A 25239-nucleotide genomic window follows, 5' to 3' on the forward strand; every position below is an offset into this window, starting at 1 on the left:
GCGATTACGGAATCGACTGAAGCAGTGTTTCCCGCGCGGACTTCAAATGCCGGCGGCAGGCCTGCTCCACCTGTTTCGGCTCGCGCGACCGAAGCGCTGCGATATAGGCGAGATGCTCTTCGAGCGCGCGGGCGTTGCGTTCGCGCGCATTCGCCTTGTTCCACTGGTAATGATAGTGGAAGATGATCGCGATGATGTCGTAGAAATCGATGATGAAGCGGTTGCTGGACGATTTGTGCACCAGCAGGTGGAAGCGCTCGTCGAGCTCCGAAAATTCCTTGTAGCGGTTGTCGATGTCGGCAAGGATTTCCCGATGCACCGCCTCGATCTTCTTCAGTTCCTCCCAGGCGGGATGGTCCTCCGGCAAGGCGACGAAGCGGGCGGCAGAGCGAAGCTCGAACATTTCCCTGACCTCCGTCAGCTCGAGCGCGAAGTCGCGGGTAAATCCCTTGAGCACCCAATGGCTGTTCGGCCGTTTCTCGATCAGGCCGAAGCGGCTGAAGCGGATCAGGAATTCGCGCACGCTCGTCGTGCCGGTGCCGATCTCCCTGGCGAGCTCCAGCTCGTTGATCTGCATGCCGGGTTCGGCGCCGCCCGCTAGAATCCGCCGCATGAAGCTGCGCTCGATGATCTCGGCAAGTGAACTGGTCTCCTCCGATGGAAAATAGTCGGAGGCTTCCGGGCGGCGCAACACGGTCTTGCGGCGCTTGTCCCAGCTGATCAGCTTGAGATCCTCGCAGCGCGTGAGAATCGCGCGAACGGTCGTACGGCTGACGCCGAGGAGCTGCCCAAGCTCAGGCTCGGAGGGCAGTGCAGACGTCTCCGCCATCTGCGTGAGGCAGCGATTGAAGGCGTCCTTGAAGACGGTGTTTTGTTTCGCCATTGGTTCGGTCCGGCGGTTTGGATTCGATTGCGCTTCGACGGCGTTCGCTTTAGGCGGTTTGTCGGCTCTCAGCTAGCCCGACCTCAGGCGGCAACCAAAGTTTCGCATCGAAAATGCATTGCAGCCATATAATAGACATTGACGGCGATCTGTCTATTGTAGATAAAAAGACAAAAGCAAATGTTCCGGGGAGAGTCCAAAATTGTCTGCACCGTCGTCGATCCTGCTTTCGCCGGAGGACAATGTCGCCGTCGCCACGGCTGCGATCGAGCCGGGCGAAACCCTGCCCGGCGGCGCGCGGGCGGCGACGCGGATAGAGCCGGGGCATAAGGTCGCGATCCGGCCGATTTTGGCGGGCGAGCCGGTGATCAAATATGCCCAGGCGATCGGCCGCGCCACCTCTGACATCGCGGCGGGCGATCATGTGCATTCCCACAATCTCGCCTTCGACCAGGACAGGCTCGCGATCGGCGCCCCGGTTCCACCGGAAGCGGCAAGCGAGGCCGACAAAGTGCGCACCTTCCTCGGCTACCGCCGAGCGGATGGCCGGGCTGCGACGCGGAACTATATTGGCATCATCGCCAGCGTGAACTGTTCCACCACGGTCTGTCGCGCGATCGCCGACGAGGCCAACCGGCGCCTGTTGCCAAAATATGAGGGCATCGACGGCTTCGTGCCCATTGTTCACGATCAGGGCTGCGGCATGTCTTCGACCGGCGACGGCATGAAGAACCTGCACCGCACGCTCGCCGGCTATGCCCGCCACGCCAATTTCGGCGGCGTGCTGATGGTCGGCCTCGGCTGCGAGGTCAATCAGCTGACGCTTTACGGTCAGAGCGGCGCCGGCGCGGAAAAGCGACATTTCAACATTCAGGAGACCGGCGGATCGCGCCGGTCGGTCGAGCGCGCGCTCGGCGTACTTGAGGAGATCGCCAAGGAAGTCGCTCCCGCGCGGCGGGTGCCGATTCCGGTCAGCGAGATCATCGTCGGCCTGCAGTGCGGCGGCTCCGACGGCCTTTCCGGCGTCACCGCCAATCCGGCGCTTGGTGCCGCGGTCGATATTCTCGCCGGCGCCGGCGGTACGGCTATCCTCTCCGAGACCTCGGAAATCTACGGCGCCGAACATCTTCTGCGCAGCCGCGCCGTCAGCGACGGGGTGGCGGCGAAGCTAGACGATCTGATTTCCTGGTGGGAGAACTACGTCGCGCTGCATGGCGCTTCGCTCGACAATAATCCTTCGCCGGGTAATAAACGCGGCGGATTGACGACCATTCTGGAAAAATCGCTTGGTGCGGTCGCCAAGGGCGGGCGCTCGCCGCTGACCGCCGTCTACAATTATGCCGAACGCGTAACCGAGCACGGCCTGGTTTTCATGGACACGCCCGGCTACGACCCGGTCTCGGCCACGGGACAGGTGGCGGGCGGCGCCAATGTCATCGCCTTCACCACCGGCCGCGGCAGTTGCTTCGGCTGTCGGCCGGTGCCGTCGATCAAGCTCACCAGCAACACGGCGCTCTATCGGGCGATGGAAGAGGACATGGATATCGATTGCGGCGTGATCGCTTCCGGCGAGACGAGCATCGCCGAACTCGGTCGCGCAATCTTCGATCTGATCATCGACACGGCTTCGGGAAAAAAGACCAAGAGCGAACTTTTCGGCTACGGCGATAACGAGTTCGTCCCCTGGCACCTGGGGGCGACATTGTAGAGAGAGGACGGCTTCGGCGCTTTCCTCATGCCGGTGCCGTTGCGTGTCTGAAAAGACATGCGGCGCCATAAGTCGAGGGACACGCAATCCTTGCGAGGGAGGAGACAAGGAATGCAGACGAGAAGGATCGGTCGAACCGCTCTCGCGGTGACCGAATACAGCTTCGGCACGGCGGGGCTCGGGGGCCTCTATCGCGAATGCACGCGCGAGGCCGCGATGGCGACCCTCGACGCGGCCTGGGCCTCGGGCATGCGTTATTTCGACACGGCGCCCTATTACGGTCTCGGGCTTGCCGAGCGGCGCGTCGGGGATTTCCTGCGCGACAAGCCGCGCGACGATTTCGTGCTCTCGACCAAGGTTGGCCGGTTGTTGCATCCGGTGCCGGAGGACCAGGTTCCCGACTACTCCTACGTCAAGCCGCTGAACTTCGATGTCAGCTACGACTATGGCTATGACGCGATCATGCGTTCTGTGGAAATGAGCCATGCCCGCCTCGGGCTCAACCACATCGATATTCTCTATGTCCACGATATCGGCAGCTACACCCACGGTGCGAAGAAAAACGCGGTCTATCTGCGGCAATTGCTCGACTCCGGCCTGAAGGCCCTGGAGGAATTGAAGTCCGGCGGTGTCATTTCGGCCTATGGCCTCGGCGTCAACGAAGTACCGATCTGTCTCGACGTCCTCAGGCAGGCAGATATCGACTGCATCCTGCTCGCGGGCCGTTATACGCTGCTCGATCGCTCGGCCGCCGAAGAGCTCCTGCCGCTTTGCGACAAGAAGGGAACGTCGCTCGTCGTCGGCGGCGTCTTCAACTCCGGTATCCTTGCCACCGGCCCGGTGGCGGGCGCGCATTTCGACTATATGCCGGCGACGGAAGAGGTGAGGACGAAGGTCGCGGCGATGGAGACGATCGCCGCCGCGCGTGGCGTGCCGCTCGCTGCCGCCGCGCTCCAGTTCCCGCTCACCAATCCTTTGGTTGCCTCGGTTCTGATCGGCACCGCAAAGCCCGAGAGCCTCGAGCGGAACATGGAGCTTACGCGCCGGCGGGTCACACCGGATGAATTCGCGGCCTACGAGCCCCACACGCTCGTTGCACCGGAGCTTGGAGATGAGGCAGTCCGGGTCTGATCTGCTGAACCCGAACATGATGGCTGGCGAGACTTCTTGCGTTCGGACGAACGCAGTAGCGGGAGAATGCAAAGGGGCTTGCAAATTCGGATCGGCCGCATTAGCGTGCTGAAATGTTTTTTATCTATAAAAGACGGTCCGCGGGCACCTGGCGGATCGTTCTCGATAACGGAACAAGGTGTAGTTGAGAGGAGAAACCTGATGAGCATCGCAAAACGTATTCTTTCCCGTCGTGCCTTCAACGTGTTGGCCGGCGCCGCCTTCTTGGCCGCCACGGCGCCAGCGGCGTCGTTCGCACAGGACGTCACCATTCCGATCATCGTGAAGGACACCACATCCTTCTATTGGCAGATCGTGCTCGCGGGTGCGCGGCAGGCGGGCAAGGATCTCGGCGTCAACGTGCCGGAGCTCGGCGCGCAATCGGAATCGGACATCAACGGCCAGATCAGCATTCTTGAAAACGCCGTCGCCGGCGCGCCGGCAGCCGTCGTGATCGCGCCGACGGAGTTCAAGGCACTCGGAAAGCCGATCGATGAGGCCGCCAAGGCCGTGCCGATCATCGGCATCGACTCGGGTGCCGACTCAAAGGCCTTCACCTCATTCCTGACGACCGATAACGTCCAGGGCGGCCGCATCGCCGCGGACGGTCTTGCTGCGGCGATCAAGGAAGCGACCGGAAAGGAGGAAGGCGAAATTGCCATCATCACCAGCCTGCCCGGTGTCGGATCACTCGACCAGCGCCGCGAGGGTTTTCTCGATCAGGTCAAAACCAAGTATCCCGGTCTGAAGGTCGTGGCCGACAAATATGCCGATGGTCAGGCGACCACCGGTCTCAACATCATGACCGACCTGATCACCGCCAATCCCGACCTCGTCGGCGTCTTCGCCTCCAACCTGATCATGGCGCAGGGCGTCGGCCAAGCGATCGCGGAGAACAAGCTCGGCGAGAAGATCAAGGTGATCGGCTTCGACAGCGACGACAAGACGGTCAGCTTCCTCAAGGAAGGTGTACTCGCCGGCTTGGTCGTGCAGGATCCCTACCGCATGGGCTATGATGGCATCAAGACGGCCCTTGCCGCATCGAAGGGGGAGAAGGTCGACGCCAATGTCGACACCGGCGCCAACCTCGTCACCAAGGCAAACATGTCTGACCCGAAGATCGATGCCCTGCTGAACCCGAAGGTCAACTGACGCTGCGCGGGTCGCGGCGCTACCTGCGCCACGACCCGGACTGGCTTGTGGGGCAGGGGGAGGCGCCTTCCTCACGCGATGCGAAGAACGAAACTGACAGCGCGCCCGCGCGAAACTCAAGCACTCAAGCGCGGCGGCCCGGTGACGAGGAGCCGAGCCGTCGCAGCTCGAAACCGAGGAGGTGAACATGACTGGGCTTCAAGAGGTCAGCCACCGGCATGAGGGCGAGCTGGAAGCGGCCGTGCCGCGGGGGCAGCCGATCCTCGAATTAAGTGGTCTGCAGAAGAACTACGGCGCCGTCCAGGCGCTGAAGCCCGCGACCATCACATTCGTCTCCGGAGAGATCCATGCCATCGTCGGCGAGAACGGCGCCGGAAAGTCGACGCTGATCAAGCTTCTGACGGGCGTCATTCCGCGAACCGGCGGCGAGGTGCGCTGGTGCGGCGAGCCCGTGCAGCTTGCGAGCCCCAATGAGGCGATCGCGCGCGGCATCAACGCCGTCCACCAGGAGGTGGTGCTCTGCCCGCATCTGAGCGTCGCCGCCAACATGTTCCTCGGCGACGAGATCAACCGCACCGGTCTCATGCGCAAGCGCGCCATGACGGATGCGGCCCAGGGCGTTCTCGACGACCTCGGCTTCAACCTGCCGGCCGATGCCACGCTCGGCAGCCTGACGATCGGCCAGCAGCAGTTGGTCGCGACCGCGCGTGCGGCCATGCGCGGCACCCGCTTCCTGATCTTCGACGAGCCGACGGCCTATCTGACACGGCAGGAATCAGCACAGCTTTTCCGTCTTATCCGCCGGCTGCAGAACGACGGCGTTACCATCGTCTATATCAGCCACAGGCTGGAGGAAGTTTTCGAGCTCGCCGATCGCGTTTCGGTGCTGCGCGACGGCACGCATGTCGGCACGCGTCCCATTGGCGAGACGAATGAGGACGAGTTGATCGCCCTGATGATCAACCGCAGCATCGAGCAGATCTATCACAAGGAGCGTTTTCCCTTTGGCGACACGATTGTCGAGACGCGCGGTCTTTCAGGACCTGGCTTCAGCGACATATCGCTTTCGGTCAGGGCAGGCGAAATCGTCGGTCTCTATGGCCTGATCGGTGCAGGACGTAGCGAATTCGCTCTTGGGCTCTATGGTCGCCAACCAATCAGCGCCGGAGAAGTCCACTGGCAGGGCCGGAAAGTCGCGATTGACAACGAGCGCAAGGCCATGGAGCTCGGCATCGCGCTGGCTCCGGAGAGCCGCCGCGATCAGGGGCTCTGCCTCAATCTGCCGATCGGGCTCAACATCAATCTGCCGGTCTTTCGCAAACTGACACGCGGCATCACCATCAATCGCGCCGAGGAAGCGGCGAATGCCGATCGACAGATTCGCGACCTGCAGATCAAGACACCTTCGCGGCGGGTGCTCGCCTCAGCCATGTCCGGCGGTAACCAGCAGAAGATCGTGATCGGCAAATGGCTGAGCCATGGCGCCACGCTGTTCATCTTCGACGAGCCAACCGTCGGCGTCGATGTCGGCACCAAGGCGGAGATCTACCGTCTCTTCGCCCGGTTGCTCGAGCGCGGGGCAGGAATCATTCTGATCTCCTCCTACCTGCCGGAAGTCTACGAGCTTGCGGACCGGCTGCACGTCTTCCGGCAGGGCCGGCTGGTCGCCAGTCATGACTACCGGGCTGCCAGCCACGAGGAAGTCTTGGCACAGGCGATCAACGCGTGACGATCTATTGAAGTTTGCAAGGACTGCAGGGAGGGAACAATGAGTGTGGAAACGGTGGAAGGCAGTACGGCACCGACGCCGAAGAGGGGCGTCAGCATCCTGTTCGGGTTGACCCTTCTGGGTCTCCTGCTTGCACTCTGGCTGGCGCTCGGCCTGGCGACCAACGCCTTCTGGACGCCGAACAACATCAGCAATCTGCTTCGTCAGGGGGCGATGACGGCGATCCTCGCGGTCGGCCAGACCTTCGTTATTATCACTGCTGGCATCGATCTGTCGGTCGGGGCCGTCGTCGGTTTCGCGAGCGTCATCGTCGCCTGGCTGCTCGCCGCCGGCGTGCCCCTCTGGCTTGCGATCATTGCGACGCTGGCGATCGGCGTTCTGATTGGCCTGTTCCACGGCTTCGGCATCGTCCGGATGGGGCTACCGCCTTTCATCATCACGCTCGCGACGCTGACTTCGCTGCGCGGCATCGGCCTGCTCATCACCAACGGCTCGACGATTTCCATCACCAATGATGCTTTCACGAATTTCTCGCGCGCTGATTTTCTCGGTGTCCCGAGCCTTTTCTGGATGGTGATCGTCGTTGCCATACCTGCTTACGTCTTCCTGCACTTAAGCCGCTTCGGCCGCTATCTCTTCGCCGTTGGATCGAACAGGGAGGCAGCGCGCCTTTCCGGTGTCAACGTCGATCGGACGATTTACCTCGCTTACATCCTGTCCTCGACCTGCGCCGCCTTTGTTGGCCTGTTGCTCGCCTCGCGCATCGGCATCGGCAACGCCACCCAGGCGGAGGGCTGGGAGTTGCAGGCGATCGCCTCCTCGGTGATCGGCGGCACCAGCCTCTTCGGCGCCGTCGGCTCGGTCCATGGGCCGCTGCTCGGCGCCTTCATCCTGGCGACGATCAACAACGGGGCCAACCTCCTGAACGTCAACTCGTTCTGGCAGCGCATCGTCACCGGCCTGCTGATCATCGTCATCGTCTATTTCGACCAGCTCCGCCGCCGCGGATCGCGATGACCGGTGATTAATGGCAGGATCGATCAAATTTCGGAGCGCTCTATGAAAGCCGTCATCTGCCCGGAACCTGGCCGCCTGGAAGTCGTCGAACGCAGCCGTCCGGCGGCGCCCGGACCGGGCTGGGTGCGCCTCGCCGTCCGCCGCGTCGGCATCTGCGGCACCGACTACCACATCTTCGAGGGCAAGCATCCCTTTCTCGAATATCCGCGGGTCATGGGTCACGAGATCTCCGCAACGGTGATCGAGGCGGGTGCGGGTTCTGCGCTCGTCCCGGGGACACTGGTCGTCGTCAATCCCTACATCGCCTGCGGAAGCTGCATTGCCTGCCGCAAGGGCAAACCCAATTGCTGCGCTTCGATCCGAGTCCTCGGCGTCCATATCGATGGCGCCTTCTGCGAGGAGATCGTAGTGCCGGAAGAGAACCTTTATCCGGCGAACGAGCTCTCCGTGGAGGCGGCGGCGACCGTGGAGTTCCTGGCGATCGGCGCCCATGCCGTCAGGCGCTCGCGCACCGCAGCCGGTAGCCGCGCACTGGTGATCGGCGCCGGCCCGATCGGCCTCGGCACGGCAATTTTCTCGGGGATTGCCGGGCACGCAGTGACGCTCCTCGACACGAGCGCCGAACGCCTGGCCTTCGCCGCTGAAAGGCTCGGCCTTTCGCGGGGGATTCTCGCCAGCGAGGGATCGGAGAAGGCGATCGCGGAGGCGACGGACGACGAGGGCTTCGATGTCGTATTCGACGCCACGGGCAATGGCGCATCGATGATGCGGTCCTTCTCGTATGTCGCCCATGGCGGCACGCTTGTCTTCGTCAGCGTCGTCAAGGACGAGATCCGCTTTTCCGACCCGGAGTTCCACAAACGCGAAATGACCCTGGTGGCCAGTCGCAATGCGACGCGCGAGGATTTCGGCCACGTCGTCGCCTCGATCGGCAAGGGCCTCGTACCCGTTGAGGCGCTGATCACACACCGGACGACGCTCGCGGCGGCGGTCACCGACCTGCCGCGTTGGGCCCATGACAAGACCGGCCTGGTGAAGGCGGTGATCGCGGTCGCCCCATGAACTTCATCGACGCGCATCAGCATTATTGGACACTCGGCCTTGGCCACAATGACTGGCCGGGGCCGGATCTCGAACCGATCTACCGCGATTTCGGCCCGGATGACCTGAAGCCGCATCTGGCGGCGGCGGGCGTCACCCGCACGGTCCTCGTGCAGGCGGCGCCCAATGTCGCGGAAACCGAATTCCTGCTTGCGATTGCGGAGCGGGAAGAGACGGTCGCCGCCGTGGTTGGCTGGGTCGATCTCTTCGCCCCCGATGCCGTTTCCGAGGTCGAGCGGCTAAGGCGCCACAGCAAATTCAAAGGCATTCGGCCGATGCTGCAAAGCATTGCGGAAACGGCGTGGATCCTGCGGCCGGAGGTGATCGCGACCCTCGAAGCGCTGCCGCGGTTGGACGTCCGCTTCGACGCGCTCATTCAGCCGCGTCATCTGCCGGTGATCGCCGCGCTCGCCGACCGGCTGCCGGAACTCGCGATCGTCGTCGACCACGGTGCCAAGCCCTTCATTGCCGAGGGCAGGATCGAGCCGTGGCGTGCCGACATGGCGTCGCTCGCGCTTCGCCCCAACGTCAACGTCAAGCTCTCCGGACTGGTGACGGAAGCGGGCGGAGCCTGGTCCAGGGAGCGGCTCAGCCCCTATGCGTCGCATCTCCTCGACGTCTTCGGTGCCGATCGCGTCATGTTCGGCAGCGATTGGCCGGTGGTGCTGCTCGAGGCCGGCTATGCCGAGTGGTTTGCCGCCGCTCGAGCCCTGACCGCTGCGGGGACGGAGTCCGAGAGACAGGCGGTATTCGCCGGGACAGCCGCAAGATTCTATGGGATTACCACGCCCTGAGGTACGAACATCATGGTCGGGAAGTATCGACCATGCTATTTGAGCAAAGTCGGAATTACGGAGTGATTCGCCAATAGGAGCCCCCATAGGGAGAGGGGTGTTTTTGTTGCACTGCACAAAAATCGTGGTAGTCTGCAAGTCATTGCGGACACCAATGACCAACAATCGCAAGCTTGCGTCGGACTGGGAGCGGCGCCGTCATCGATTGATTAAAGGGGGTACGCGTTCCCATGTTCTATCAGCTTTACGAAATGAACCATGCCATGATGGCACCCTGGCGTACGGCGGCGGACGCCATGCGGCTGGCCTTCAAGAACCCGATGAACCCCGTCTCGCACACCTATTTCGGCCGTGCCGCGGCCGCGGGGCTGGAGGTTTTCGAACGGGCAACGCGCCGTTACGGCAAGCCGGAATTCGGCCTTCGGGAAACGATCGTGGACGGCCGGCCGGTGCCGGTCCGCGAAAAGATCGTCTGGCGCGCCCCCTTCTGTAACCTCATTCATTTTGAGCGTTCGCTGCCTGCCGGGCGTGAAGCGGATCCGAAGGTGCTGCTCGTCGCCCCCATGTCCGGCCACTATGCCACCTTGCTCCGTGGCACCGTCGAAGCGCTGTTGCCGAATTCGGATATTTACATTACCGACTGGATGGATGCCCGCATGGTGCCGCTCAGTGAGGGCACCTTCGACCTCGACGACTATATCGACTACATCATTCAGATCCTGCACTTCCTCGGACCGGATACGCATGTGGTCGGCGTCTGCCAGCCGGCAGTCCCGGTTCTGGCGGCGACTGCTCTGATGGAAGCGGAAAACGATCCGCTGTCGCCGGCATCGATGACGCTGATGGGCGGACCGATCGATACCCGCATCAATCCGACCGGCGTCAACCAACTGGCGGAACAGCGGTCGGTCGAGTGGTTCCGCGACAACGTCATCATGCCGGTGCCGTGGCCGCAGCCGGGCTTCATGCGCATGGTCTATCCCGGATTCCTGCAGCTTTCCGGCTTCATGTCGATGAATCTTGATCGGCACCTGGTCGCACACAAGGATTTTTTCGCCCATCTCGTCAAGAACGATGGCGATGCGGCCGACAAGCATCGCGAATTCTACGACGAATATCTGGCCGTCATGGACCTGACCGCCGAGTTCTACCTGCAGACCGTGCAGGTCGTCTTCATGCATCATGCGCTTCCCAAGGGTGAGATGGTCCATCGCGGCAAGCGCGTCGACCCGACGGCGATCCGCAAGGTGGCGTTGTTGACCGTCGAGGGAGAGAACGACGACATTTCCGGACTCGGTCAGACGCAGGCGGCGCAGACGATCTGCACCAACATCCCCGAACATATGCGTCAGCACTATATGCAGCCGGATGTCGGCCACTATGGCGTATTCAACGGCTCACGGTTCCGTCGCGAGATTGCGCCGCGCATCGTTGCCTTCCAGCGCGAGCATTCGCGCTACGCCAAGCCCGTCAAGCGCGTCATCAAGGGCGGCAAGTCGGCCTGACCTGTGGTCGAATCAGCGTCGCGGCGCCGCAGGCGCCTTCCGCGACCGTGCGGAGGGCGCGCGCCGTAATGATTTTGTGGCTTGGAGTCAAGGGCTTGACCGATTTCGAACGCCACGATCTTGCAGACCCAGACGGTCTTTCCCACATCGTTTTCATCGGGCCGCAACGGGCGGCCCGCTGATTGCGAGGTATGCTGAAGATGAACCAATCTGCATTGATCCGTCCGGATTGGACGCCTGCGACCATTGCATTGATGGTGCTCGGCTTCATTGTGTTCTGGCCGCTGGGATTGGCCATGCTCGCCTATATTCTCTTTGGCGACAAGCTGAAGGCTTTCAAGAAGGACGCCAACGATAGCGTCGACCGCATGTGCGCCGGCTTCCGTCGAAATCAGGGCCGTCACTGGGCCCATCACCGGACCGGAAACGTCGCCTTCGACGAATGGCGCGAGGCGGAACTTGCCCGGCTCGACGAAGAGCGCCGCAAGCTCGATGAGATGCGCGAGGAATTCGACTCCTATGTGCGCGAGCTCCGCCGTGCGAAGGACAAGGAAGAGTTCGACCGCTTCATGCGCGAGCGCCGGAACGGCTCAACGCCGGAAGCCACGGCCGGCTGATCCTGCCGGCTCTTGTCCGGCGTTTCACAGGAGACGCCGGAATATTTGCGCCTCGATCGCCGCGATTGCGGAAAGACCAGGCGGTCGTGCATGTAAACGGCGCCGCGAATCGGCTAAACAGCTTTCATGTTTGCTTCCTTCAAGCGGCGCCGCGGCGGTCAAACGCCGGCTCAAGTCACGCGGGAGATCGCGGTGGCCGGCAAAGTTTTGCCCTTGACCATCCGGCAGAATGCGCGCGCGACGCGGATGACGCTGCGCATCGAGCCGGGCGGCCGGGCCCTGAAGCTGACCGTACCCGAGGGTCTGCCGGAACGCGAAGTCAGCGCATTCCTCACCCGCCAGCAGGGCTGGCTGATGACCAGGCTCGCGCGCTTTTCCGGCGAGAGCGAGATCGGGCATGGCGGAATAATCTTCATTCGTGGGGTCGGCCACCGGATCGAGCGGACTGGCCGCATTCGCGGGCTGACGGAGGCGGTGACGCTCGGCGACGAGGCGATCTTAAGGGTCGGCGGGGCGGAAGAGCACCTGCGCCGGCGCATCGCCGATTTCCTAAAGAAGGAAGCGCGGCTGGAACTGGAGCGGCTCGTTGCCGTCTATTCCGGCAGGATCGGCCGCCCGGTGCGCTCGCTGAGCCTCAAGGACACCCGCAGCCGCTGGGGATCCTGTTCCGCCGAAGGAGACTTGAGCTTTTCCTGGCGTATCGCCATGGCGCCGCCGAAAGTGATCGCCTATCTCGCAGCCCATGAAGTCGCCCACCTCCAGGAGATGAATCACGGACCGGATTTCTGGGCGCTCTGCGAAAAATTGTGCCCGGATACCCGCGACGCCCGGCATTGGCTGAAGCGCAACGGCACCATGCTGCACGCGATCGATTTCGGTTAGACGAGGGCCTGGCCGAATTGTCCCGGCAATTAAGCGGATGCGGATAAGGGAAAAGTCGCCGCCGGCGGCACGGTTTCCTCGCAACCGGGTAAGATCCCGAAAGCGAAGATGCGCCCCGCGCAACGGCGCTCCCGATAGGCTCGGCAATAAAACGGTTTTTCTCGACTCGCGGCGCGTTTCGTGCAAGGTCGCATCCCATGAATACGCAAGTGAAGATCTGTGGATTGACGACCCCGGAAGCCGCGGAGCATGCGGTGGCTCTTGGCGCCTCGCATGCGGGCTTCATCTTCTTCCCCAAAAGCCCGCGCAACATCGAGCCCGACGATTCGGGGCGGCTGGCCGAGCGGATTCGCGACCGAGCGAAGATCGTCGCCGTCACCGTCAACGCGGAGAACGACGACCTCGACGAAATCGTCTCCGCGCTCGATCCGGATATCCTGCAACTTCATGGGCAGGAGAGCCCGGAGCGGGTGTTGTCCATCAAGGCGATCTACGGTCTCCCGGTAATGAAGGCCCTGTCGATCCGCGAGGCGTCCGATCTCGACCGGATCGATCCCTATCTCGGGATCGTCGATCGCTTCCTCTTCGACGCCAAGCCGCCGGCCGGGTCGGAATTGCCCGGCGGCAATGGCGTTTCTTTCGATTGGCGGCTGCTGGAGGCGCTTGACGAAAGCGTGGATTACATGCTTTCCGGTGGGCTGAATGCAACGAATATCGGCGAGGCCTTGGCGCTGACCGGCGCCCGTGCCGTCGATATTTCCTCCGGGGTCGAGAGCGCGCCGGGTGTCAAGGATTTGAAGCTTATGGATGCGTTTTTCGATGCGGTTCGCCGCGCCGAAGCCGAACGGCCACGATCAGGGAGCAAGACGTGAATCAGCCGCTTAAACCGAACTCCTTCAGAGCCGGACCCGACGAGGACGGCCGCTTCGGCATTTTCGGTGGTCGTTTCGTGGCAGAAACGCTGATGCCGCTGATCCTCGATCTCCAGGATGAATGGAACAAGGCGAAGAACGATCCCGCCTTCAAGGCGGAGCTTGAAGAACTCGGCGCCCATTATATCGGCCGCCCGAGCCCGCTTTATTTCGCCGAGCGGCTGACGGCCGAACTCGGGGGCGCCAAGATCTATTTCAAGCGCGAGGAACTGAACCACACCGGTTCGCACAAGATTAACAATTGCATCGGCCAGATCCTGCTTGCCAAGCGCATGGGCAAGACCCGCATCATCGCGGAGACCGGTGCGGGCCAGCATGGCGTGGCCTCCGCCACCGTCGCCGCGCGCTTCGGCCTGCCCTGCGTCGTCTATATGGGCGCCACCGACGTCGAGCGGCAGGCGCCGAACGTCTTCCGCATGAAGCTCCTCGGCGCCGAGGTGAAGCCGGTGACGGCCGGCCACGGTACGCTCAAGGACGCGATGAACGAGGCGCTGCGCGACTGGGTGACGAATGTCGACAGCACATACTACCTGATCGGCACCGCCGCCGGTCCGCACCCCTATCCGGAAATGGTTCGCGATTTCCAGGCGGTCATCGGCCAGGAGGCCAAGGAGCAGATCATCAAGGCCGAAGGCCGGCTGCCCGACCTCGTTGTCGCGGCCGTTGGCGGCGGCTCGAACGCGATCGGCATTTTCCACCCCTTCCTCGACGACGACGGCGTCCGCATTGTCGGCGTCGAAGCCGGCGGCAAGGGGCTCGGCGGCGATGAGCATTGCGCTTCGATCACGGCCGGCTCGCCGGGCGTGCTGCACGGCAACCGCACCTATCTGCTGCAGGACGGCGACGGACAGATCAAGGAGGGCCATTCGATCTCGGCGGGCCTCGACTATCCGGGCATCGGCCCGGAGCACGCATGGCTCAACGATATCGGCCGCGTCGAATATGTGCCGATCATGGACCATGAGGCGCTCGAGGCCTTCCAGACATTGACCCGCCTCGAAGGCATCATTCCGGCGCTCGAGCCGTCGCATGCGCTTGCCGAGGTCATCAAGCGGGCGCCGAAAATGGGCAAAGATGAGATCATCCTGATGAATCTCTCCGGTCGCGGCGACAAGGACATTTTTACCGTCGGCAAACTTCTGGGTATGGGGCAATAACGACATGACCGCACGCATGGAACAGAGGTTCGCCGACGTTGCGGCCGAGGGTCGCCCGGTGCTCGTCACCTATTTCATGGGCGGCGATCCGGATTTCGAAACGTCGCTGGCGATCATGAGGGCACTGCCGAAGGCGGGTGCCGATATCATCGAACTCGGCGTGCCCTTTTCCGATCCGATGGCCGACGGTCCGGCGATCCAGCTCGCCGGCCAGCGTGCCCTCAAGGGCGGTCAGACGCTTGCCAAGACGCTGGAGCTTGCCAGGCGCTTCCGGGTGGAAGATCAGGGCACCCCGATCGTGCTGATGGGCTATTACAACCCGATCTATATTTACGGCGTCGAGCGCTTCCTCGCCGATGCAGTCGCGGCCGGGGTCGACGGGCTGATCGTCGTCGACCTGCCGCCGGAAATGGATGACGAGCTCTGCATTCCGGCGCTCGCAAAGGGCATCAGCTTCATCCGCCTGGCGACGCCGACGACCGACGATCGCCGTCTGCCCAAGGTGCTCGAGAACACCTCCGGTTTCGTCTATTACGTCTCTATGACCGGCATCACCGGCTCGGCCCTGCCCGATCCGTCGCTGATCGCCGGGGCGGTCGGACGCATCAAGTCGCACACCGATCTGCCCGTCTGCGTCGGCTTTGGCGTCAAGACTGCCGAGCATGCGCGGGTGATCGGTGCATCGGCCGATGGCGTCGTGGTCGGCACGGCTATCGTCAACCAGATCGCCTCGAGCCTGACGGAAGACGGCCATGCGACCGAAGCGACGGTGCCGGGCGTCGAGGCGCTGGTGCGGGGGCTCTCGGCGGGCGTCCGGGCGGCAAGACTCGCGGCAGCCGAATAATCCGCCTATATTGGCGCGCAATTCGAAGGACATCTTCAGGAGTCAATAAGTGAACTGGATCACAAGCTACGTTCGGCCGAAGATCAATTCGATGCTGGGCCGCAGGGAAGTTCCGGAAAACCTCTGGATCAAATGCCCTGATACCGGCGAGATGGTGTTCCATCGCGATCTCGAAGAGAACAAGTGGGTCATCCCGCAATCCGGCCACCACATGAAGATGCCGGCCAAGGCACGTCTGAAGGACCTGTTCGACGGCGGCATCTATGAGGCTCTGCCGCAGCCGAAGGTGGCGCAGGATCCGCTGAAGTTTCGCGATTCGAAGAAATATATCGATCGCCTGCGCGACAGCCGTGCCAAGACCGAACTCGAAGACACGATCGTCGCCGGCCTCGGCCTCGTCCATGGCGTGAAGCTCGTCGCAGTCGTGCACGAGTTCAACTTCATCGGCGGCTCGCTCGGCATGGCGGCGGGCGAAGCGATCGTCAAGGCCTTCGAACGGGCGATCGCGGAGAAGTGCCCGCTGGTCATCTTTCCGGCTTCTGGCGGCGCCCGTATGCAGGAAGGCATCCTGTCGCTGATGCAACTGCCGCGCACCACGGTCGCCGTGAACATGCTCAAGGAAGCAGGCCTCCCCTATATAGTCGTGCTCACCAATCCGACGACCGGCGGTGTCACCGCCTCCTATGCGATGCTGGGTGACATCCACATGGCCGAGCCCGGCGCCGAAATCGGCTTTGCCGGCAAGCGGGTGATCGAGCAGACCCTGCGGGAGAAGCTGCCCGACGGCTTCCAGACCTCCGAATATCTCCTGGAGCACGGAATGGTGGACATGGTGGTCAGGCGCCACGACCTCCCGGAGACGCTGGCACGCGTCCTGAAGATCCTGATGAAGAAACCCGCGGAAGCCGCAAAGCGCGAAGAAACCGCCCAGGTGTCCGTGCTGCCGCTCGCGGCCAGGGCCTGAGCCGCAGTAGCACCTGAATTGCTGCATGTCTTTCCCCGGAGCAGACATGCGGCAGACGTGCAAGAGCGAGGCGGAGCGAACCCGCCTCGCATCTGTTCCGATCCCGCTGCAGCGGTCCTATTCTCGAGGCAAACATAATGACGGCGGCTGAGGTCAGCGAAGCGGCGCAGGAGATCGAGAAGCTTCTCGCGCTCCATCCAAAGGGGTTCGACCTGTCGCTGGACAGGATCACCCGCCTGCTTGCGGCGCTCGGAAACCCCGAGCGACGCTTGCCGCCGGTCATTCATGTTGCCGGTACGAACGGCAAAGGCTCCGCCACCGCCTTTTCACGGGCGATCCTCGAGGCGGCGGGCTACAGCGTGCACGTGCACACCTCGCCGCATCTCGTCAACTGGCACGAGCGCTATCGCCTCGGAGCGAGGGGCGGAAAGGGTAGGCTCGTCAGCGACCCGGTCCTTGCCGATGCGGTGCGCCGCGTTGCGGCGGCCAATGCCGGCCAGAAGGTGACTGTCTTCGAACTGCTGACAGCTGTCACCTTCCTGCTTTTCGCCGAGCATCCGGCCGATGTCGCGATCATCGAGGTCGGGCTTGGGGGCCGCTACGATGCGACGAATGTCATCGCCCGGCCGGCCTGCTCCGTCATCATGCCGATCTCGCTCGACCACCAGGCCTATCTCGGCGATCGGGTGGAACTGATCGCCGCCGAAAAGGCCGGCATCATGAAACGCGGCTGCCCCGTGGTGATCGGCCATCAGGAGGAGGACGGCGCGCGCGACGTGCTCGTCGAAACCGCCGAGCGGCTCGGCTGCCCGACGTCCGTCTACGGTCAGGACTTCATGGCGCATGAAGAGTACGGCAGGCTGATCTACCAGGACGAGGGCGGACTTGCGGACCTGCCGTTGCCGCGCCTGCCCGGCCGGCACCAATATGCAAATGCCGCCGCGGCTATCCGCGCCGTGCGGGCCGCCGGTTTCGAGGTGCCGGAGGCAGCGATCGAGAAGGGCCTCGCAAGCGTGGAATGGCCGGGCCGGCTGCAGCGCCTTGCCGGCGGCAAGCTGTCTCATCACGGACCGGCGGGAGCCGAGATCTGGATCGATGGCGGCCACAATCCCGGCGCCGGTCAAGTCATTGCCGAGGCGATGGCGGGCTTCGAGGAACGAGAGCCGCGACCGCTGTTCCTGATCATCGGCATGATCAACACCAAGGATCCGGTGGGTTATTTTCAGGCCTTCCTCGATCTCGCCGAGCAGGTCTTCACCGTACCGATCCACGGCTCCGATGCCGGGCTCGATCCCGTCGCTCTCGCTGCAGATGCGGCATCGGCGGGCTTCGAGACCAATGCGACGTCGTCAGTCGCAGAGGCGCTCGGCCTCATCGCCGAGCTCACGCAGGAGGATCCGGTGCCGCCGCGCATCCTGATCGGCGGTTCGCTGTATCTCGTGGGCAACGTGCTCGCCGAAAACGGCACCCCCCCGCAGTGAGGCGGGCGGAGCAACCCTGTTCAGGCGCATTGCATGGATTGCCGAATCACCGGGGCTGTCGTTCAGCCAAGGCCAGGAGGCAGCCATAGCTCTGACTGCCGGGCAAGAAAAAAGCCCGGGCAGGCCGGGCCTTTCAGGTTCAAATCTCTCGAACTCGCCGCTCAAGCGGCCGCATTGGAAATCCAGGAGCTCAGTGCCGTCTTGGGAGCAGCGCCGACCTTGATGTCGGCAACTTCGCCGGCCTTGAACACGGCGAGCGTGGGGATCGAGCGCACGCCGTACTGGGCGGCGAGTTCCGGGTTTTCGTCGATGTTGAGCTTGGCGACCTTGACCTTGCCCGCCAGCTCGGCGGCAATTTCCTCAAGGCTCGGCGCTATCATTTTGCACGGGCCGCACCACTCCGCCCAGAAATCCACGACGACCGGCTCAGCGGAATTCAGGACTTCTTTTTGAAAGTTGGACGCATCGACTTTTACGGTAGCCATCGGCTGCTCCTTGCGTTCGGAAATGGCATTGTCCAGATGTTGTGCCTGATGTGAGGCCTCGCCACCGGATTTTCAATAAGGGGTATCTCACTTTGTCGCGAGCTCTTCAAGGCTCCTGTCCAGCATCGTATCGGTCAGCACCCTGACGGCGGGACCCTCGGTGAAGATCAGCACGGAACGGAATTGCCTGCCGGGATAGAGCGGCTTCAGGAGTTCCCGATAGATGGCAAGCTGCGTCCGGTGAACAGGGGCAATCTCCTCGAGTGTTTCCGGCACCTGGCGATTGGTCTTGAAATCGGCGATGGTCACCGCGTCGTTGGAAGCAGCCAGGCGGTCGATTCGTCCGGAGACCGCGAACTCGCGCCCGCCAAGCTTCAGCGTTCCCATGACGGAGACTTCCGCGCGGCTTTGCCCGCCGAAAAGCGACGTGAGGTCGGGATGATCGAGCACGTCAATGACGGCGTCGATCAGCCGGCTCCGGTCCTTATCCGACCAGCGCGGCACGGACCGGCTGAGATAGCGTTCGGCCGCGGCGCGGCGTTCGGCGCCGTCGATCGCGGGCAGGACCTGCAGCAACCGGTGCAGGATCGCGCCGCGCAGCATCGAGAAGTTTGGCGCACCCTTTTCGGCAAAGAGAGCCGAACCGACGATCACCTCCCCATCCGGATCATCGATTGCGATCCTCGTGCCGGAGGGGGTGAGCGGCCGAGGCAGCCGGCGCTGCGGCGGCAGGGGCATCGAAAGGGCGGGCGGCAGGCCGGACGCCGCCGGTCCCGATTTCGCCGGAGTCGCGTCCGTCTCCTTCAGTGCCACGGGCACCTGCGTCTCGCGCCAGATATGTCCGGTCCATTCCTCGCCGCCGGCACGGAAGACCGCCGGTCTGGCACGGCCCTTCGGGTCATGGGCGAGCGTTCCCCGCACCATGGCATGCCATGTATCAGGCGTCTGTCGCTGACCGCGATAGCCGCAGACGACCAGGCGGTCCGCGGCACGCGTCATGCCGACATAGAGCAGGCGCCGATATTCCTCCTCGGCCAGTGTCTTCAGGCGCTCGTTATCCTCGGAGATCAGCGAATTGGATGGCGATCCAGGTGCCCGCCAGGCCGGAACGCCCAACAGTGAACGATCGGCCCGCCGTCTTTCGAGAAGGCGTAGGTCCGACACTTGCTGACGGACGAAGGCGGCGCCGCCGCCATCGACCAGGAAAACGACAGAGGCCTCGAGGCCCTTCGCCGCATGCACGGTCATGACACGCACCTCGTCGCGCTCCTTGTCCTGCTCGCGCTTCACCGTCGGCGCCTCGATCTCGAGCGTCGAGATGAAGGCCTGCAGGCCGGGCAGGCCGTTTCTTTCGTGGTCGAGGGCGAAGGTCAGGAACTCGTCGAGAATGTCGCCGACCTCGCTGCCGAGCCGCGCCAGAAAGGCGCGCCGGCCGCCCTGGGCGCCGAGCACGCGGGCATAGAAATCGTGCGGCGGCAGGGTGCGGGCGAGGCTTCGGAAGTCGGCGAGCCTCCTGGCGACCTCACCGAAGCGGCTGCTCTCTTCCGCCGCAAGCCGTTGCAACCGCAGCCAGAGGCTCTCGCCTTCCGCCCGGGGCGCCGCGAGCTCGAAGAGATCGTCTTCGCCAAGATTGAAGAGCGGGCTCTTGAGCAGCGCGGCAAGAGATAGATCGTCCTCCGACAGCAACACGAATCGGCCGAGCGCCATCAGGTCCTGCACGGCGATATGGCTGTTCAGCACCAGCCGGTCGGCGCCGGCGACGGGGATGTTGCCGCGGCGCTTGAGCGCCCGCGTCAGCGCGTTGACGAAGGCATCGCGCTTGCGCACGAGCACGATGACGTCGCCGGGGCGCATGGGTCGCCGCACGCCCTTCTCGATCACCGCTTCCTTGCCGATCCAGTCCTCGAGCACCGCTGCGATCCGCCGCGCAAGCGTGTTCACCGGCGCCCGTTCCGGCGTCGCATCGAAGGGCGCGGTCCACTCGTCCTCGGATGCGGTCGGCTCCGGTGCAATCACATCCCAGATGTCGACGGCGCCAGGATGGCCGATCCGGTTGGAGGCGTGCACGACCGCTTCGCTTCGGGCGCTAAGACCTTTCGCATTGGCCGGATTGGCAAAGACCGTATCGACCGCCGACAGCACGTCTACCGTCGAGCGGAAGGAAAGCTGCAGGCGGATCGGGCTGAAGTGCCGGTTTGCGGCGCGCACGCGCCGCTCGGTGAGGAGGCTCTCCTTTGAGAAGCGCTCCGGCCGCGCCCCTTGGAAGGAATAGATCGACTGCTTCTCGTCGCCGACGGCGAAGATTGTCCTGTCGTCGGCGCGCGCCGTCTCGCCGGCGAAGAAATCGGCCGCGAGCGCCTGGATGATCGTCCATTGCGCCGGGCTCGTGTCCTGCGCTTCGTCGACGAGGATGTGGTCGATGCCCTGGTCGAGCTTGTAATGCACCCAGGCACCGACGTCGCTGCGGGAAAGCAGCGCCGCCGTTCGGTTGATCAGGTCCTCGAAGTCGAGCTGGCTGCGTGCTTTCTTGATCTCCTCATAGTCGCGGTCGAGTCTTTCGGCGAGGATGAGAGCGGCGCGCGTCGCCTCGCACATCCGCACTATGCTCACCCGGTCGGCACAGGCCGCGATGTGATTGCGCGCCTCCTCGATCAATGGCGCAAGATGCGGCGCTCGTCCCAGCATCGCCTTGTTGAAGAAGGCGGAATCCGCCTTCGGCTTGCCGCCGCCGTTGAAGAACAGCTTCAGCAGTCGGGCGAAGCGCTCTTCCGCATCATCGAGCCCGCAAATGGCCTTCAACCCTTCGGCGATCTCGATGGCCTTGACGCCGCCAAACTCGAGCGCCAGCGCGACATACTGATCGAGTGTCGCGCCGTTGAGGCCGGCGAGCGGCCAGACTTTGGCCATGACGCTTCTGGTCGTCTCGCCCGGCGCAACCCCGAGGGCGCTGCGAAGAGCCGCTTCAATTCCGCCCTCATCGGAAGCGCGGTCGAGAAAGCCGCGGATCTGCGTGCGATTGGCAATGATCGCCTCGAGCAGCTTCTCAAGACCGGTATCGTCGGCAAGGTCGAGCGCGGTGGCGAAGGCCGCCGCGAGCGCCGCCTCGCCCGGCCTGGCGGTGGCCGTCAGAAGCGCGCGCCGCGCATCGGCAAGCAGGACCGCGGCGGCGCGCTCGTCGAGCACGGAAAAGTGCCCCGCGACGTTTGCCTCCAGCGGGAACTGGTGCAGCAGCGCCTCGCAGAACGCGTGGATCGTCTGGATCTTCAGGCCACCGGGCGTTTCCAATGCCTTGGCGAAGAGCCGCCGCGCCTCCTGCATTTTTGCGAGCGTCGGCCGCGTTCCCTCGATCGCCGCGATCCGCTGTTCCAGCGTTGCGTCGTCGAGCGTCGCCCATTCGGCAAGCCGCTCGAAGATGCGGTTCGACATTTCGGAAGCCGCCGCCTTCGTATAGGTGAGGCAGAGGATGGCGGAAGGCCGGCAGCCGGCAAGCAGGAGCCGGATGACGCGCTGCGTCAGGACATGCGTTTTGCCCGAACCGGCATTTGCGGAGACCCAGGCCGAGCGGACCGGGTCCGAGGCGAGCGCCTGCTGTCCGGTCGTCCAGTCGATCCACGCTTTGGGCGTCCCGTCGGCGGGTCCGAAACGGTCACTCCTCATCGTCGTCCTCGCCGTCCGCCGTCGCCCATTCGGCGACGCGCGCCAGATGGTCGTATTCGCCGCCGTAGTCCCGCTCCTTCTGCACGATCAGCCGCGAGGCAAAGCCGTATCGGCCGCTTAACAGCGCGCCGAGAAGCTTTCGCAGTTCGGCGAGCGATTCCTCTGCAAGCTGGTCGGCCGTCTTCGTGTCCCTCGCCTTGCTGCTCTCGTTGTTGACCGTATCGACTGCAAAGCGGCTGCCGGGCTTCAGCCGCACATAGCTTAACGAGTGGGGCGTTTCCGGACCGAGCGCTCCGAAAGCGCCAGCCTTGAGAGCGGCTGCTTCCAACGCCAATTGCGGGTCGAGGAGGGCTCGCGCTTCCTTCGCCGAGGGGCTGGAACCGGTCTTGTAATCGATGATGTCGACAGTGCCGTTTCTCAACCGGTCCAGCCGGTCGGCTATGCCCGTCAGCATTATGTCGGCAAGGCCGATATCCATTGCCGCCGCAACCTCGGTAAAAGACTTGGCGATGCCGGGGCGGCGCTCCCGCTCCCAGAACAGGAACGCCCGCGCGACCGCTTCGAAGCGCGGCCGCCAGACCGTATCAATATGGGCGGGCAGCCTTTCCTCGTCGAAAGCTTCCTTGATCAGGCGGGCCATCGCCTCTTCCCCCTGGGGGGAAGAGGCATCGAACCCGCCCTTCACGAATCGCTCGACGATCCGGTGATAGAGCGAGCCGCGTTCGGCCGCGTCCGGATCGCAGTTGAACGGATCTAGCGGCGTAAGCCGCAAAATGCGGCGGGCATAGATCGAATAGGGGTCGCGGCGCAGGCGCGACACTTCGCTGAAGGAGTATTTGCGCGGCTGCAGATCGGCCGGAGGCTTTGGCTGCGGCCGTTCGGCAAGCGGCTGGCGCGAGCCCTCGTCGAGCATGCGCATCCATTGCAGATAGCTGGCGCCATTCGCCCTGAGCCGGCTCGCCAGCGCCTCGCCGCCGAGCGCCTGCAGGCGCTGCAGCCATCTGGAGGCCACCGTCGGTGCCGCGCCTTGGCGCATCGCGCGGGAGAAGATCAGCCGGCGGGTGCCGCAGGCCATCTGGAAGTCATGGGCGAGTTGGCCGATCCGCCGTTCTGGGGGTTCCAGGCCGATGCCGGATTTCATCGTGCGCGACAGGAAGGGGTCGTTCGAGGTCTGGCCCGGCCAACTGCCCTCGTTCATGCCGCCGAGCACGACGAGATCGACGCTTTGCAGGCGGGATTCCAGGGCGCCGAAGATGAAGACACGGGGATTGCGCATCGACCGTGGCTTCACTGCTTCGCTTGCGGCAAGCGCTTCGACGATGTCGCACCATTGCGATCCGTCCGCCTCCATCTGTCCCTCAGTCCCAATGATGCCGCTCAACAGCGCTGCCAATGCTTCGCCGGCTTCCGGTCCCCAAAGTTCGGCCAGGCTGCCGCGTTCGTCGATGACGACGGCTTCGAGCGCCCGGCCCGTCCGCTCGGCCCAATCGGCCAATGTCAGCGTCATGGAGCGCGGTCGGCCCTCGACAGGACGCGAGGTCAATGCGCCCGTCAGTGGAGCGACGGCGGAGGCAATCCGTCGGGCGAGAGCGCGTGCCAGGGCGATTTCATCGCCGCCCATTCCCGCTCGCCAGGGCGGTGGATGACGGTCGACGGTGTGTTGCGCAAGCGCCTTGTCGAGCACTTCTTCCAGCGCTGAAATCTCGGCGACTGCGGTGCTGCCGCGCAGTGCCAGGAGTTCCAGAGTGTCGGCGGCGCGGCGCGCCTCCTCTACGGCGTAGCCGAAGCGCGCCAGCGGGTGCTTGAGAAGGCCGACGAGCGGCACGGGATCATTCGGCCTGAGCGTCGCCTCTATCAGCAGGCGGGTAAGCGTGCCCGCCTGGGTCGCCGAAAGCGGGACGCCGGCGGAATCGTCGGCTTCGATGCCGAAACGGGCAAGCTCTGCGCCCACACGGCGTGCCAACCCGCGGTCCGGCGTGATAAGCGCCGCCTGGCTGTCCTCGTCGCCTTCGAGCGCGAGCCTGAGCGCAATGGCGATTGCCGTTGCCTCCTCGCGCTCGTTCGCGGCCTCGATCAGCGCTACGTCGGCAAAGGCCGCAAGAAGCCTCTCGCGGTCGAACTCATCGCGCGTCTCAGTCCAGCTGTCGGTAGCCTTCGCCGGCAGCAGCGCCCGTGAGAGGATGGCACTGCGATCATCGAGATCGCGAGCGACGTTCCCGAGCACCGGCACCTGGCGGCGCTCTGTCGCCATGCGCTGCAAAAGGCGCTGCAGTCCGTATTGGGGATGGGTGCGGCTGGCCGGATCTGTCGTGATGGAGCGATCTCCGGCAATCAGCCCCCATTCCTCGTCGCTCATCGCCTGGTCGAGACCGGGAAGCACGATGGTGCCGTTCGGCAGCGCCTTGACGGCCGCAATCAAGGAGGCAGTCGCGGGAATGGAGCCGGTCGAGCCGGCGATGATGATCGGTCCGGTTACCATTCCGGCGGCCATGCGCTGCGTTTCGGCCTTAAGCACCGCATTCCTGTGGCGCGCCGGCGAGGAATGCTTGATCTCCGCAAGCCGGTCCGGCCAGTAGGTTCGGGCGATCTTCAGGAAGGCGAGCGTCAACTGCCACCAGAGCGCATGTTCGCCGGCGTCGAGCCCGTCCAGCGCCTCCCAGTCGAGCTCCTCCGTTTCGATCGAGTCGATCAGTTCGGCAAGGTTGCGCGCCAGCCAGATGGCGTCGGCAGGGCTTGCCGGCGCGATCAGCGGACTTTCTGCATGGATCTCGAGCACCACCTGGGGCAGGCGATTGCGCCAGGCAAGGATCAGCCGTCCGAGTTCGATCAGCCGCGCCGTGCCGGAGAGCGGCGGCGCAAGATCGAGGATCGCCGGCACGTCCGCGTCGAAGAAGCCGCTGTCGTCATCCGTTTCGCCGAGAGCACGGATCGTCGGCAGGATTGCAGAGCGGCCGCCGAGCAGGTCCACGAATTCCGAGCGCAGCACGCGTGCCGCGCGCCGGGTGGGCAGAAAGATCGTCACGCCGGCAAGGCCGAGCGGGTTTGCTGGATCATACGCGAAATCCGGCATGAGCGTGCCGTCCAGGAGCGTTTCCGCCAGCGTTTTCAGAAAGGGCAGTCCGGGAGGAATCGTGTAGACGTTTGGTTCGCGTCCGGACACC

Annotated in this window: 19 protein-coding genes; 15 read left to right on the top strand and 4 right to left on the bottom strand. The window is 63.9% G+C overall.

Annotated features, from left to right (window positions below; genetic code table 11):
- Nucleotides 1-4: 4 nt before the first annotated feature.
- Nucleotides 5-883 carry a GntR family transcriptional regulator gene (locus tag AC4P1R_RS15465; protein ID WP_069458896.1) on the bottom strand — a complete coding sequence of 293 codons (879 nt, stop codon included), beginning with the start codon at nucleotides 881-883 and terminating at the stop codon, nucleotides 5-7.
- Nucleotides 884-1085: 202 nt separating this feature from the next.
- Here AC4P1R_RS15465 and AC4P1R_RS15470 point away from each other — a divergent pair, with 202 nt between their 5' ends.
- The 15 genes from AC4P1R_RS15470 (at nucleotide 1086) to AC4P1R_RS15540 (ending at nucleotide 17936) form a co-directional block, all read left to right on the top strand.
- Nucleotides 1086-2591 (top strand): UxaA family hydrolase, encoded by a 1506-nt coding sequence (locus AC4P1R_RS15470; RefSeq protein ID WP_069458897.1) that lies wholly within the window; start codon nucleotides 1086-1088, stop codon nucleotides 2589-2591.
- 111 nt (nucleotides 2592-2702) lie between these two features.
- A complete protein-coding gene (locus tag AC4P1R_RS15475; protein WP_069458898.1) occupies nucleotides 2703-3722 on the top strand; it encodes an aldo/keto reductase in 1020 nt (339 codons plus the stop codon).
- Between the two features lie 201 nt (nucleotides 3723-3923).
- Nucleotides 3924-4913 carry an ABC transporter substrate-binding protein gene (locus tag AC4P1R_RS15480; RefSeq protein WP_069458899.1) on the top strand — a complete coding sequence of 330 codons (990 nt, stop codon included), beginning with the start codon at nucleotides 3924-3926 and terminating at the stop codon, nucleotides 4911-4913.
- Between the two features lie 187 nt (nucleotides 4914-5100).
- Nucleotides 5101-6642 (top strand): sugar ABC transporter ATP-binding protein, encoded by a 1542-nt coding sequence (locus AC4P1R_RS15485; protein ID WP_069458900.1) that lies wholly within the window; start codon nucleotides 5101-5103, stop codon nucleotides 6640-6642.
- Nucleotides 6643-6681: 39 nt separating this feature from the next.
- Nucleotides 6682-7659 (top strand): ABC transporter permease, encoded by a 978-nt coding sequence (locus AC4P1R_RS15490; RefSeq protein WP_069458901.1) that lies wholly within the window; start codon nucleotides 6682-6684, stop codon nucleotides 7657-7659.
- A gap of 42 nt (nucleotides 7660-7701) precedes the next feature.
- Complete coding sequence (locus tag AC4P1R_RS15495; protein ID WP_069458902.1) at nucleotides 7702-8721, top strand: zinc-binding alcohol dehydrogenase family protein; 1020 nt, start codon at nucleotides 7702-7704, stop codon at nucleotides 8719-8721.
- Nucleotides 8718-9554: an amidohydrolase family protein gene (locus AC4P1R_RS15500; protein WP_069458903.1), complete on the top strand. Its 837-nt coding sequence runs from the start codon at nucleotides 8718-8720 to the stop codon at nucleotides 9552-9554. The genes AC4P1R_RS15495 and AC4P1R_RS15500 overlap by 4 nt, the downstream gene beginning before the upstream one ends.
- 230 nt (nucleotides 9555-9784) lie before the next feature.
- Entirely contained in the window at nucleotides 9785-11059 is a 1275-nt protein-coding gene (gene phaZ / locus AC4P1R_RS15505; RefSeq protein ID WP_069458904.1) for a polyhydroxyalkanoate depolymerase, read from the top strand.
- A gap of 200 nt (nucleotides 11060-11259) precedes the next feature.
- Complete coding sequence (locus AC4P1R_RS15510) at nucleotides 11260-11676, top strand: DUF2852 domain-containing protein (RefSeq protein WP_069458984.1); 417 nt, start codon at nucleotides 11260-11262, stop codon at nucleotides 11674-11676.
- A gap of 126 nt (nucleotides 11677-11802) precedes the next feature.
- Nucleotides 11803-12558, top strand: a complete 756-nt coding sequence (locus AC4P1R_RS15515; RefSeq protein ID WP_069458905.1) for a M48 family metallopeptidase — start codon at nucleotides 11803-11805, stop codon at nucleotides 12556-12558.
- Nucleotides 12559-12755: 197 nt separating this feature from the next.
- Nucleotides 12756-13430, top strand: a complete 675-nt coding sequence (locus AC4P1R_RS15520) for a phosphoribosylanthranilate isomerase (protein WP_069458906.1) — start codon at nucleotides 12756-12758, stop codon at nucleotides 13428-13430.
- On the top strand, nucleotides 13427-14647 hold the full coding sequence (gene trpB / locus AC4P1R_RS15525; protein WP_069458907.1) for a tryptophan synthase subunit beta: 1221 nt from the start codon (nucleotides 13427-13429) through the stop codon (nucleotides 14645-14647). The genes AC4P1R_RS15520 and trpB overlap by 4 nt, the downstream gene beginning before the upstream one ends.
- A 4-nt stretch (nucleotides 14648-14651) precedes the next feature.
- Nucleotides 14652-15491 (top strand): tryptophan synthase subunit alpha, encoded by an 840-nt coding sequence (trpA, locus tag AC4P1R_RS15530; protein WP_069458908.1) that lies wholly within the window; start codon nucleotides 14652-14654, stop codon nucleotides 15489-15491.
- A 49-nt stretch (nucleotides 15492-15540) separates the two neighbouring features.
- Nucleotides 15541-16455 (top strand): acetyl-CoA carboxylase, carboxyltransferase subunit beta, encoded by a 915-nt coding sequence (gene accD / locus AC4P1R_RS15535; protein ID WP_069458909.1) that lies wholly within the window; start codon nucleotides 15541-15543, stop codon nucleotides 16453-16455.
- A 137-nt stretch (nucleotides 16456-16592) separates the two neighbouring features.
- A complete protein-coding gene (locus AC4P1R_RS15540; RefSeq protein ID WP_069458910.1) occupies nucleotides 16593-17936 on the top strand; it encodes a bifunctional folylpolyglutamate synthase/dihydrofolate synthase in 1344 nt (447 codons plus the stop codon).
- Nucleotides 17937-18097: 161 nt separating this feature from the next.
- On the opposite strand, the gene trxA is transcribed toward AC4P1R_RS15540, so the two are convergent.
- The 3 genes from trxA to addB all read right to left on the bottom strand — a co-directional run bounded on the left by trxA (nucleotide 18098) and on the right by addB (nucleotide 25238).
- On the bottom strand, nucleotides 18098-18421 hold the full coding sequence (gene trxA / locus AC4P1R_RS15545; RefSeq protein WP_034852593.1) for a thioredoxin: 324 nt from the start codon (nucleotides 18419-18421) through the stop codon (nucleotides 18098-18100).
- An 87-nt stretch (nucleotides 18422-18508) separates the two neighbouring features.
- Complete coding sequence (gene addA, locus AC4P1R_RS15550) at nucleotides 18509-22078, bottom strand: double-strand break repair helicase AddA (protein WP_069458911.1); 3570 nt, start codon at nucleotides 22076-22078, stop codon at nucleotides 18509-18511.
- The gene (gene addB, locus AC4P1R_RS15555) at nucleotides 22068-25238 is read right to left on the bottom strand and encodes a double-strand break repair protein AddB (RefSeq protein ID WP_151611811.1); all 3171 of its coding nucleotides are present in this window, start codon (nucleotides 25236-25238) and stop codon (nucleotides 22068-22070) included. Before addB ends, addA begins: the two co-directional genes overlap by 11 nt.
- Nucleotide 25239 lies beyond the last annotated feature (1 nt).

This window comes from Sinorhizobium sp. Y406, from assembly GCF_058732025.1.